Here is a 12,714-nt window from a genome sequence, read left to right on the forward strand (position 1 = left end):
TACAGCCATTTTAGGCGCGCATATTAGCTGCTGGATGCTCTAGGCGGAACGAAATCGCTGGAATGACGATTATCAGCACCAACAAAAACGGGGCTGACGCCCCGTTTCTGTTACCGACTCAACCGTCAGATCTCACGATCGGCCAGGAAGAACCAAGTATCGAGCACCGAGTCCGGATTCAGGGAGACGCTCTCGATGCCCTGTTCCATCAGCCACCTGGCCAGATCCGGGTGATCCGAAGGCCCCTGACCACAGATACCGATGTACTTGCCAGCCTTGTTGCACGCCTGGATGGCGTTGGCCAGCAGCTTCTTCACCGCCGGATTACGCTCATCGAACAGGTGGGCGATGATCCCGGAGTCGCGGTCCAGGCCGAGGGTCAGCTGGGTCATGTCGTTCGAGCCGATGGAGAAGCCATCGAAGAACTCCAGGAACTCGTCTGCCAGCAGCGCATTGGACGGCAGCTCGCACATCATGATGACTCGCAGGCCGTTCTCGCCGCGCTTGAGGCCGTACTTGGCCAGCAGATCGACGACTTGTGACGCTTCGCCCAGGGTACGAACGAAAGGCACCATGAGCTCGACGTTGGTCAGGCCCATCACGTCGCGGACCTTCTTCATCGCGCGGCATTCGAGTTCGAAGCAGTCACGGAACGAATCGCTGATATAGCGGGAGGCACCGCGGAAGCCGAGCATCGGGTTCTCTTCTTCCGGTTCGTACAACTTGCCGCCGATCAGGTTGGCGTACTCGTTCGACTTGAAGTCCGACAGGCGCACGATGACCTTCTTCGGCCAGAACGCAGCGGCCAGAGTGCTTACGCCCTCGACCAGCTTCTCGACGTAGAAGTTGACCGGATCGTCGTAGCCGGCGATGCGCTTCTCCACGCTGCTCTTCACATCTGCAGGCAGACCGTCGAAGTTCAGCAGTGCCTTGGGGTGCACGCCGATCATACGGTTGATGATGAACTCGAGACGGGCCAGGCCGACGCCTTCGTTGGGTAGGTGTGCGAAGTCAAAGGCGCGGTCCGGGTTACCGACGTTCATCATGATCTTGAACGGCAGTTCCGGCATGGCGTCGATGGAGTTCTGGCGGATGTCGAAACCCAGCTCGCCATCGAAGATCAGACCAGTGTCGCCTTCGGCGCAGGAAACGGTGACGCGCTGGCCGTCTTTCAGTAGCTCGGTGGCGTTGCCACAACCCACCACAGCGGGAATACCCAGCTCGCGGGCGATGATCGCCGCATGGCAGGTACGCCCACCGCGGTTGGTGACGATGGCGCTGGCGCGCTTCATCACTGGCTCCCAATCCGGGTCGGTCATGTCGGAAACCAGCACGTCGCCCGGCTGGACCTTGTCCATTTCGCTGACGTCGTGGATGACCTTGACCGGACCGGCACCGATACGCTGACCGATGGCACGGCCTTCGACCAGTACGGTGCCTTTTTCCTTCAGCAGGTAGCGCTCCATGACATTGGCGCTGCTGCGGCTCTTGACGGTTTCCGGACGCGCCTGGACGATATACAGCTGGTTGTCGTCGCCATCTTTGGCCCACTCGATGTCCATCGGACGCCCGTAGTGCTTTTCGATGGTCATGGCCTGCCTGGCGAGGTTGGTCACTTCTTCGTCGGTCAGGCAGAAGCGCATGCGATCGGCCTGATCGACATCGACCGTCTTGACCGACTTGCCGGCGCTGGCTTCGGCGCCGTACACCATCTTGATCGCCTTGCTGCCCAGGTTGCGGCGCAGGATCGCCGGGCGACCGGCTTCCAGCGTGTGCTTGTGGACATAGAATTCGTCCGGATTGACCGCACCCTGAACGACAGTCTCACCCAGACCGTAGGCGCCAGTGATAAACACCACGTCGCGGAAACCGGATTCGGTATCCAGAGTGAACATGACGCCTGCAGTGCCGGTTTCCGAACGCACCATGCGCTGCACGCCGGCGGACAAGGCAACCAGCTTGTGGTCAAAGCCCTGGTGTACGCGATAGGCAATCGCACGGTCGTTGAACAGGGAAGCGAACACTTCCTTGGTTGCGCGGATCACATTGTCCACGCCGCGGATGTTCAGGAAGGTTTCCTGCTGGCCGGCGAACGAGGCATCCGGCAGATCTTCGGCGGTGGCCGAGGAGCGTACCGCTACCGCCATGTTGTCATTACCACCGGACATTTGCGCGAATGCGGTGCGGATGTCGGCATCCAGTTGAGGCGGGAATTCAGCTTCCATCACCCAGCCGCGAATCTGCGCGCCGGCTTTGGCGAGGGCATTGACGTCATCCACGTCCAGCGCATCGAGAAGCGCATGGATCTGCTCGTTGAGACCGCTGAGCTCCATGAAATCACGATAGGCCTGGGCCGTAGTGGCGAAACCGCCAGGCACCGAGACACCCGCGCCTGCGAGGTTGCTGATCATCTCGCCGAGGGAGGCGTTCTTGCCCCCTACACGCTCAACGTCATGATTGCCGAGCTTATCGAGGGAAACTACGTACTCTACCAAGGTGATCTCTCCACATTAGTGTTGGAAACTCAACCGGAGCCTGACCGCACGACTGTGGCCCGACCCTGCAAAATAAGTAACAATGCCCGCCAACCGGGCTCGGCGAAGGGCCTACTATAGCTGGGAACCGTTCTCGACTTAAGGCCCAAGGCACATGAAACGAACTGCTTTCTTCATTTCTGATGGCACAGGCATCACCGCGGAAACCCTGGGCCAGAGTCTTCTGGCACAGTTCGAGAACATTACCTTCACGAAACTGACCCGCCCATACATAGACACCGCCGAAAAAGCGCGGGCCATGGTACAGCAAATCAATAATGCCGCGGAAAGGGACGGTGGCCGACCGATCATCTTCGACACCCTGGTGAACCAGGAAATCCGTGACATTCTGGCCGAATCCAATGGCTTCATGATCGACATCTTCTCTTCCTTTCTTGCTCCGTTGGAACATGAACTGATGTCACGTTCCTCCTACTCCGTTGGTAAATCCCACTCCATCAGCCACAACGCCAATTACATGGAGCGTATCGAGGCGGTCAACTTCGCCCTCGATAACGATGACGGCGCCCGCACTCGCTACTACGACAAGGCTGACCTCATCCTCGTCGGCGTTTCCCGCTGCGGCAAAACACCGACCTGCCTGTATATGGCGATGCAGTACGGCATCCGCGCTGCCAACTACCCCTTGACCGAAGACGACATGGAGCGCCTGCAGTTGCCGAGCGCCCTCAAGGAGTACAAGGACAAGCTGTTCGGATTGACCATCGATCCGGATCGCCTTGCCGCCATTCGCCACGAGCGCAAACCCAACAGCCGTTATGCCAGCTTCGCTCAGTGCGAATTCGAGGTCCGCGAGGTGGAAAGCCTGTTCCGCCGCGAGAACATCAACTACATCAACTCGACCCATTTCTCCGTCGAAGAAATTTCTGCAAAGATCCTCGTGGAGAAAGGTGTCGAGCGTCGACTCAAATAAGTGCCGCTTCGCTAGACAACAAAAAGTCCGCTTGGTGCGGACTTTTTGCGTTTTTCAGCAGGAAGAATTCGCTTCCGGCAGCTGAAAGCGCATCAGAAAGAGTCGCCTGGCACGCGTACCCAGCCTTCCATCAGCACGCGCGCGCTGCGGCTCATGATCGCTTTGGTAACGGTCCACTGGCCGTCGATCTGCTTCGCCTCGGCACCGACCCGCAGCGTGCCGGACGGGTGCCCAAAGCGCACGGCCTGACGCTCGCCACCACCCGCCGCGAGATTGACCAACGTACCGGGCACCGCCGCCGCCGTTCCGATGGCCACCGCACAGGTGCCCATCATGGCGTGGTGCAGCTTGCCCATGGACAACGCCCGCACGAGCAGATCGACCTCACCTGCCTCGATGTTCTTGCCGGAGGACGCCCGATAGCTTTTCGGCTGGGAAACGAACGCAACCTTCGGTGTGTGCTGACGGGTCAGCGCCTCCTCCGCGGTCTTGATCAAGCCCATCCGCAGCGCACCGGCCACACGAATCGACTCCAGGAGAGCCAGAGCGTCCGGATTGCCGTTGATGTCCTCACGCAGCTCCGTGCCCTGATAGCCGATGTCCTCGGCATTGACGAACACCGTCGGAATACCCGCGCTGATCATGGTCGCCTTGAGCGTACCGATACCAGGCACCTCCAGCTCGTCAACCAGGTTGCCGGTGGGGAACATCGAACCGCCCTCCTCGCCGTCGTCGGACGGATCGAGGAATTCCAGCACGATCTCGGCAGCCGGAAAGGTCACACCGTCCAGCTCGAAATCGCCGGTTTCCTGCACCTGGCCATCAGCGACCGGGACGTGGGCGATGATCGTCTTGCCGATATTGGCCTGCCAGATGCGCACCACACAGGTACCGTTCTGCGGAATACGCTCGGCATCCACCAGGCTGGCATGCAGTGCAAAAGCGCCGGCACCCGTGGAAAGGTTGCCACAGTTGCCGCTCCAGTCGACGAAGGACTTGTCGATCGACACCTGACCATAGAGGTACTCGACGTCGTGATCGGGCCGACTGCTCTTCGACAGGATGACGCATTTGCTGGTGCTCGATGTGGCACCGCCCATGCCGTCGATGTGCGCCGAATATGGGTCGGGGCTGCCGATTACGCGCATGAACAGCTTGTCGCGCGCAGTGCCTGGCACCTGGCAGCTTTCCGGCAGGTCCTGTAGCCGGAAGAACACACCCTTGCTGGTGCCGCCGCGCATGTACGTCGCGGGAATCTTGATCTGAGGTTGATGAGCCATGAGTGACTCCTGGCTGAGAAATGGATGGACCGTAGGGTGGATCGCGCGTCAACGATCCACTGCGCAGGCGGGTGCGGTGGATGGAAAAGCGCCATCCACCCTACGAGGCCGGACGGTCACGCCTGCCCGAGGAAGTCCTTGGCGAAACGCTGCAGCACGCCGCCGGCCTGGTACACGCTGACTTCCGCCGCGGTATCGAGGCGGCAGGTGACCGGAACACGGGTTTCTTCACCGCTCTTGTGGTGAATGACCAGGGTCAGGTCGCAGCGCGGCGACAGTTCACCTTCGATATCGAAGGTTTCGGTGCCGTCGAGGCCGAGGGTCAGGCGCGTGGTACCCGGCTTGAACTCGACCGGCAGCACGCCCATGCCCACCAGGTTGGTACGGTGGATACGCTCGAAGCCTTCGGCGACGATCACCTCGACACCTGCCAGGCGCACGCCCTTGGCAGCCCAGTCACGCGAAGAGCCCTGACCGTAGTCGGCACCAGCCACGATGATCAGGTTCTGCTTGCGGTTCATGTAGGTTTCGATGGCTTCCCACATGCGCATCACCTGGCCTTCCGGCTCGACGCGCGCCAGCGAACCCTTCTGCACCTTGCCGTCGACCACCGCCATCTCGTTGACCAGCTGCGGGTTGGCGAACGTCGCCCGTTGCGCAGTCAGGTGGTCGCCGCGATGGGTGGCGTAGGAATTGAAGTCCTCCTCCGGCAGGCCCATCTTCGCCAGGTACTCACCGGCAGCCGAATCCAGCAGGATCGCGTTGGATGGCGACAGGTGATCGGTGGTGATGTTGTCCGGCAGGATCGCCAGCGGACGCATGCCTTTCAGTGTGCGCTCGCCAGCCAGCGCGCCTTCCCAGTAAGGCGGACGACGGATATAGGTGGACATCGGACGCCAGTCGTACAGCGGGCTCTTGGCTTGCTCGATGGTGCCCAGATCGAACATCGGGATGTAGATTTGCTTGAACTGCTCCGGCTTGACCGAGGACGCGACGATGGCGTCGATCTCCTCGTCCGAAGGCCAGAGATCCTTCAGGGTGACCGGATTTCCGCTTTTGTCGGTGCCCAGCACATCCTGTTCGATATCGAAGCGCACGGTACCGGCGATGGCATAAGCGACCACCAGCGGCGGCGAGGCGAGGAACGCCTGCTTGGCATAGGGATGGATGCGACCATCGAAGTTGCGGTTACCGGACAGCACGGCGGTGGCGTACAGGTCGCGGTCGATGATTTCCTGCTGGATCTTCGGATCCAGCGCGCCGGACATGCCGTTACAGGTGGTGCAGGCATAGGCGACGATGCCGAAACCGAGCTTCTCCAGCTCCGGCAGCAGGCCCGCTTCTTCCAGATACAGCTTGGCCACCTTCGAACCCGGGGCGAAGGACGTTTTCACCCATGGCTTGCGCAACAGGCCCAGCTCGTTGGCTTTCTTCGCCAGCAGGCCGGCGGCGACCACGTTGCGCGGGTTGGAGGTGTTGGTACAGCTGGTAATAGCGGCAATGATCACCGCACCATCCGGCAACAGACCTTCGGCCTCTTCGGCACGTGCAGCGGCCAGCTTGGCCTCGTCGGCGATGCCACGCTCGTGCAATGCGGAGGTCGGCAAGCGCTTGTGCGGGTTGCTCGGACCGGCCATGTTGCGCACCACGCTGGACAGGTCGAACTCGAGCACGCGCTCGTACTCGGCGCCTTCCAGCGCGGTCGCCCACAGCCCGGTTTCCTTGGCGTACTGTTCGACCAGCGCAACCTGCTCCGGCTCGCGACCGGTCAACTTGAGGTAATCGATGGTCTGCTGGTCGATGTAGAACATCGAAGCGGTGGCACCGTATTCCGGGCACATGTTGGAGATGGTCGCGCGATCGCCGATGGTCAGGCTGTCGGCACCTTCACCGAAGAATTCGACCCAAGCCCCGACCACACGCTCCTTGCGCAGGAACTCGGTCAGCGCCAGAACAATATCGGTGGCGGTGATGCCCGGCTGGCGCTTGCCGGTCAGGCGCACGCCAACGATGTCAGGCAGGCGCATCATCGACGGCAGGCCGAGCATCACGGTTTCCGCTTCCAGGCCGCCGACACCGATGGCGATCACACCCAACGCATCGACATGCGGCGTGTGCGAGTCGGTACCGACGCAGGTGTCCGGGAAGGCCACGCCGCCGCGGGCCTGGATTACCGGCGACATCTTCTCCAGGTTGATCTGGTGCATGATGCCGTTGCCGGCCGGGATGACATCTACGTTCTTAAAGGCCGTTTTCGTCCACTCGATAAAGTGGAAGCGGTCTTCGTTGCGACGCTCCTCGACGGCACGGTTCTTCTCGAACGCTTCCGGATCGAAGCCGGCATACTCCACCGCCAGCGAGTGGTCGACAATCAACTGCGTCGGCACCACCGGGTTGACCTTGGCCGGATCGCCGCCCTGCTCCGCGATCGCATCACGCAGGCCGGCGAGGTCGACCAGCGCGGTCTGACCGAGGATATCGTGGCAGACCACGCGAGCCGGATACCACGGAAAATCGAGGTCGCGCTTGCGCTCGATGATCTGCTTCAGCGAATCGGTCAGCGCTTCGGGCTCACAGCGACGCACCAGCTGTTCGGCCAGTACGCGGGAGGTATAGGGCAGCTTGTCGTAGGCACCCGGCTGAATACCTTCGATCGCCTCGCGGGTGTCGAAGTAGTCAAGCCCAGTGCCTGGCAAAGGTTTGCGGTGTTCTGTATTCATGCCGGAAGAACTCAATCCAGTAATGTTCTGTGGGGCGAGGTTCGGGGAGCCCGGCGACGAGCTCCCCGCTCCGATCAACGCTGGGCGATCGGGACAACCTTGCGCTGCTCCGGACCGATGTACTCGGCGCTCGGCCGAATGATCCGGTTGTTGCTGCGTTGTTCGAACACATGGGACGCCCAGCCGGTAACGCGCGAGCAGACGAAGATCGGCGTGAACAGCTTGGTCGGGATGCCCATGAAGTGATAGGCGGACGCATGGTAGAAGTCGGCGTTCGGGAAGAGCTTCTTCTGCTCCCACATGGTTTCGTCGACGGCCACCGAGACCGGGTAGAGCACGGTATCGCCCACTTCGTCAGCGAGCTTCTTGGCCCAGACCTTGATGACCTCGTTGCGTGGATCGGAAACGCTGTAGATCGCATGGCCGAAGCCCATGATCTTGTCCTTGCGCTCGAGCATGCCGAGGATGGCTTCGCGAGCTTCTTCCGGACTCTGCCACTGCTCGATCATGTCCATCGCCGCTTCGTTGGCGCCGCCGTGCAGCGGGCCACGCAGCGAACCGATGGCGCCCGTCACGCAGGAATAGAGGTCGGACAGGGTCGAAGCACAGACACGCGCGGTGAAGGTCGAGGCGTTGAACTCGTGCTCGGCGTAGAGGATCAGCGAGACGTTCATCACCTTGACGTGCAGATCGCTCGGCTTCTTGTCGTGCAGCAGCGCGAGGAAATGCCCGCCCAGGGTCTCTTCGTCGCTGGTGCAGTTGATGCGCACACCGTCGTGGGTGAAGCGATACCAGTAGCACATGATCGCGGGGAAAGCGGCCATCAGGCGCTCGGCCACATCGCGCTGCTGGTCGAAGCTGAGCTCCGGCTCCAGCGTGCCAAGCACCGACGAACCGGTACGCATGACATCCATCGGGTGGGCGCTTGCCGGGATGCGCTCGAGCACTTCCTTCAGTGCCTGTGGCAGGTCACGCATGGTCTTCAGGCGATTCTTGTAATCGGCCAGCTGCTGAGTATTCGGCAGTTCACCGTAGAACAGCAGGTAGGCCACCTCCTCGAAATCGCATTCGGCCGCCAGGTCACGCACGTCGTAACCACGATAGGTCAACCCGGCACCGGTCTTGCCCACGGTACACAGGGCGGTCTGTCCGGCGATCTGTCCACGCAGGCCCGCGCCGCTCAAAACTTTTGCTTCAGCCATTGCTATCTCCTTCTTGGATTTGTTCTGGATACTGCAAATCACGTTGAAAAATGGATCGCAAAGACCCCGTTGGCAAACCCAGCGGGGCCCTCTCGTCAGTTCTTCTTCTGCGCGAACAGCGCATCGAGGTGCTGCTCGAACGTGTGGTAGTTGATGCGATCGTAGAGCTCCATGCGGGTCTGCATGGTGTCGATCACGTTCTTCTGCGTGCCGTCACGGCGCAGCGCGGTGTAAACGTTCTCGGCCGCCTTGTTCATGGCGCGGAACGCCGACAGCGGGTACAGCACCAGGGAGACGTCGACGCTGGCCAACTCTTCGGTGGTGTACAGCGGAGTCGCGCCGAATTCGGTGATGTTGGCCAGGATCGGCGCCTTCACCCGATCAGCGAAGGTCTTGTACATCGCCAGTTCGGTGATGGCCTCGGGAAAGATCATGTCCGCACCGGCCTCGATGCAGGCAGCGGCACGATCCAGTGCGGAGTTCAGACCTTCCACCGCCAGCGCATCGGTACGCGCCATGATCACGAAGCTGTCGTCGGTGCGCGCATCGACGGCCGCCTTGATGCGATCGACCATCTCCTGCTGCGAAACGATTTCCTTGTTCGGACGATGGCCGCAGCGCTTGGCGCCGACCTGGTCCTCGATGTGGATCGCCGCCGCGCCGAACTTGATCATCGACTTGACGGTGCGCGCCACGTTGAAGGCCGAGGAACCGAAACCGGTGTCCACGTCCACCAGCAGCGGCAGATCGCAGACGTCGGTGATGCGACGCACGTCGGTCAGTACGTCGTCGAGGCCGGTGATGCCAAGATCCGGCAGACCCAGCGAGCCGGCCGCGACGCCGCCGCCGGACAGATAGATCGCCTTGAAGCCGGCGCGCTTGGCCAGCAAGGCGTGGTTGGCGTTGATCGCGCCGACTACCTGAAGCGGATGCTCGCTGGCGACGGCGTCACGGAAACGCTGACCGGCAGAAGGAAGAGTCATGCATTACCCCTTTCATGTGGTGTTTGCTCAAGAACGCCCGTGAAGTGGCGTTCGACATTGCGCTTGGAAGCGGCGATATGGCGGCGCATCAGCAGCTCCGCCAGCTCGCCATCGCGTTCGGCGATGGCATCGAGAATCCGGTGATGTTCGGCGAAGGCCTGATGCGGACGGTTCGGCGTGGTGGAGAACTGGATGCGGTACATGCGCACCAGCTGATAAAGCTCGTCGCACAGCAGCTTGGCCAGCGTGCGGTTGCCGCTGCCCTGGATGATTCGGTAATGGAAGTCGAAGTCGCCTTCCTGCTGGTAGTAGCCGACACCGGCCTGGAACGCCTCATCGCGCTCATGGGTGCTCAGTACCCGGCGCAGGTCGTCGATTTCCGCCTCACTCATGCGTTCGGCCGCCAGGCGGCAGGCCATGCCTTCCAGTGATTCACGAATCTCGTAGAGCTCGATCAGTTCGGCATGGCTGAGCGACACCACCCGCGCACCAACATGCGGCACGCGAACCAGCAGCTTCTGCCCTTCCAGCCGATGGATCGCCTCGCGCAGCGGCCCGCGGCTGATGCCATAGGTACGCGCCAGCTCCGGCTCGGAGATCTTGCTACCCGGGGCAATCTCGCCCTTGACGATGGCCGCCTGGATCAGACGAAACACGTGCTCGGCCAGGGTGCCACTGTCGAGCTGTTGCGCAGATGGATGAAGCTCAACGGTATCCAGCATGATTGTCGACAATTCAGTTTTCGATGCGGCGAAAGTACGCCTGCATTGCCGACCAGTCAACAGACCGCCGCCACAGATTGTCGACACCTTTACTAAAGTCGTAAAAGCGGCAGCCTTGGTCGAGCTAGCTTGAGCCGGCCAAGAGCGCCTTGTAGCACCGGGAAACCAGCATGCTAGAATGCCAGCCTTTCGCGCCCCCGGCGCTTGCCCGCAATGCCTGTCGCCGCTCGATATCCAGTCATCCCTTCCTTAAAGACAACAGGTTCCATGAGAGTAAAAGCCCACTTCCTGCTGTTCTGTACCTTGCTCCTGCCCGCGATCGGCATCGCTGCCGACAACACGATTTACGGTCTGAACGAACACGTTGGAATCCCCGACTTCGATCTGGAAGTGGAAGCCAAGCTCGACACCGGCGCCCAGACCGCTTCGCTCAGTGCGCGTGACATCACCCGATTCAAACGTAAAGGCGAGTCGTGGGTGCGCTTCTACCTCGCCGTCGACAGCGCCCACGCACATCCCATCGAGCGCCCGCTGGCGCGCATCAGCAAGATCAAACGCCGGGCTGGCGATTATGATCCGGAAGAGGAAAAAACCTATACAGCGCGCCCGGTTATCGAGCTCGATCTGTGCATGGGCAAGGCCAAACGCACAATCGAAGTGAACCTCACGGACCGTACCGCTTTCCAATACCCACTTTTGATCGGTTCCGATGCGCTCACCCGCTTCGGCGCCCTGGTCGACCCCAGTCGCACCTTTATTGCCGGCAAACCCGGTTGCCTCAACGAATCCGACGCTGACGAGTAATACCCATGCGCGCTCTCACTCTGCATCTGAAAATCCTGATCTTCATCCTCGTCGCTCTGGGAATTTCGATCACCGCCTACCAGATCTTCATACTGGGCATTCCGGTTACCGAAGACGAAACCGATGACCTGTGGAATATCGACGCCAAGGTCGAGTTCCAGGCCAGCCCGCGCGAGCCGGTCAAGCTGCAGATGTTCGTACCGCCGCTGAACCAGGAGTTCGTCAGCCTCAACGAAAGCTTCATCTCCAACAACTACGGCGTCAGCATCAACCGCGTCGACGGCAACCGCCGTGTCACCTGGTCGGCGCGTCGCGCCAGCGGCAACCAGACCCTCTACTACCGCCTGGTTCTGACCAAGCGCTACAGCGGCGAGCAGACCAAGCCCAGCGGCCCGATCTTCCGCGACAGCATTCCGGTCGAAGGCGCCGAGAAGATCGCCGCCGAAGCCCTGCTCTCCCCCATTCGCCAGCACTCGGCGGACGTCGAGACCTTCATCAGCGAAGCCATCAAGCGGGTCAACAATCCCAACGATGACAACGTCAAGCTGCTCCTGGGCGGCGATGCATCCATCCCGAACAAGGCGCGCGTCATCGAATTGCTGCTGTCCATCGCTCACGTGCCGATGGAGCGTGTGCATACCATTCGCCTGAATGCCGAGCAGCCGCAAACTCCGGAGCTCTGGCTACGCAGCTTCAACGGCGACAAGTGGCTGTTCTTCAACCCAGGCACCGGCGAGCAAGGCCTGCCAAATGACCGCTTGGTCTGGTGGACCGGTGACGAGCCGTTGATCAATCTGGAAGGCGGACGCAATCCGCAGGTGACCTTCACGCTCAACAACAGCGAAATGAACGCCATCCGCCTGGCCAAGCTGACCGACGAGAATACCGACGCCGACTTCCTCGAGTATTCGCTGTATGGCCTGCCCCTGCAGACCCAGCAGACCTACCAGATCATGATCATGATCCCGATCGGCGTGCTGGTGATCCTGATCCTGCGCAACCTCGGCGGCCTGCAGACCCTCGGCACTTTCACCCCGGTGCTGATCGCCCTGGCGTTCCGCGAAACCCAGATCGGCTTCGGCATCATCCTGTTCACGCTGATCACCGCACTCGGCCTGTCGCTGCGCTCGTACCTGGAACACCTCAAGCTGCAGATGCTGCCGCGCCTGTCGGTGGTGCTGACCTTCGTCGTGGTGCTGATCGCGGTGATCAGCCTGCTCAGCCACAAGCTCGGCCTCGAACGCGGGCTGTCGGTCTCCCTGTTCCCGATGGTGATTCTGACCATGACCATCGAGCGCCTGTCGATCACCTGGGAAGAACGTGGCGGCGGCCATGCCTTCAAGGTGGCGGTCGGCACCCTGATCGCCGCGAGCCTGGCATTCATGCTGATGAACATTCAGGAGCTGACCTACTTCATCTTCACCTTCCCGGCGGTGCTGCTGATCATGGTGGGCTTCATGCTGGCGATGGGTCGCTACCGCGGCTACCGCCTGACCGAGCTGTTCCGCTTCAAAGCCTTTTTGAAGGATTGAGCC

General features: G+C 61.1%; 9 protein-coding genes. 3 read left to right on the forward strand and 6 right to left on the reverse strand.

Annotated features, from left to right (window positions below; all coding sequences use genetic code 11):
* Positions 1-125 precede the first annotated feature (125 nt).
* A complete protein-coding gene (gene ppsA, locus P5704_002525; GenBank protein WOF79398.1) occupies positions 126-2,495 on the reverse strand; it encodes a phosphoenolpyruvate synthase in 2,370 nt (789 codons plus the stop codon).
* A gap of 154 nt (positions 2,496-2,649) precedes the next feature.
* Here ppsA and P5704_002530 point away from each other — a divergent pair, with 154 nt between their 5' ends.
* The gene (locus P5704_002530) at positions 2,650-3,468 is read left to right on the forward strand and encodes a pyruvate, water dikinase regulatory protein (GenBank protein WOF79399.1); all 819 of its coding nucleotides are present in this window, start codon (positions 2,650-2,652) and stop codon (positions 3,466-3,468) included.
* A 92-nt stretch (positions 3,469-3,560) separates the two neighbouring features.
* Here P5704_002530 and prpF read toward each other — a convergent pair whose 3' ends face one another.
* From prpF to P5704_002555, 5 genes are all read right to left on the reverse strand, one after another.
* On the reverse strand, positions 3,561-4,748 hold the full coding sequence (prpF, locus tag P5704_002535) for a 2-methylaconitate cis-trans isomerase PrpF (GenBank protein WOF79400.1): 1,188 nt from the start codon (positions 4,746-4,748) through the stop codon (positions 3,561-3,563).
* 116 nt (positions 4,749-4,864) lie between these two features.
* Entirely contained in the window at positions 4,865-7,468 is a 2,604-nt protein-coding gene (gene acnD / locus P5704_002540) for a Fe/S-dependent 2-methylisocitrate dehydratase AcnD (GenBank protein WOF79401.1), read from the reverse strand.
* Positions 7,469-7,542: 74 nt separating this feature from the next.
* Positions 7,543-8,670, reverse strand: coding sequence for a 2-methylcitrate synthase (prpC, locus tag P5704_002545; protein ID WOF79402.1), 1,128 nt, complete (start codon positions 8,668-8,670; stop codon positions 7,543-7,545).
* A 95-nt stretch (positions 8,671-8,765) separates the two neighbouring features.
* Positions 8,766-9,653: a methylisocitrate lyase gene (gene prpB, locus P5704_002550; protein WOF79403.1), complete on the reverse strand. Its 888-nt coding sequence runs from the start codon at positions 9,651-9,653 to the stop codon at positions 8,766-8,768.
* A complete protein-coding gene (locus tag P5704_002555) occupies positions 9,650-10,375 on the reverse strand; it encodes a GntR family transcriptional regulator (GenBank protein WOF79404.1) in 726 nt (241 codons plus the stop codon). Before P5704_002555 ends, prpB begins: the two co-directional genes overlap by 4 nt.
* A 267-nt stretch (positions 10,376-10,642) precedes the next feature.
* On the opposite strand from P5704_002555, the gene P5704_002560 reads away from it, so the two are divergent.
* Positions 10,643-11,179, forward strand: coding sequence for an ATP-dependent zinc protease (locus tag P5704_002560; GenBank protein ID WOF81152.1), 537 nt, complete (start codon positions 10,643-10,645; stop codon positions 11,177-11,179).
* Positions 11,180-11,184: 5 nt separating this feature from the next.
* Positions 11,185-12,711: an inactive transglutaminase family protein gene (locus tag P5704_002565; protein WOF79405.1), complete on the forward strand. Its 1,527-nt coding sequence runs from the start codon at positions 11,185-11,187 to the stop codon at positions 12,709-12,711.
* Positions 12,712-12,714 lie beyond the last annotated feature (3 nt).

This window comes from Pseudomonas sp. FeN3W, from assembly GCA_030263805.2.
GTDB classification, from domain to species: Bacteria; Pseudomonadota; Gammaproteobacteria; order Pseudomonadales; family Pseudomonadaceae; genus Stutzerimonas; species Stutzerimonas stutzeri_G.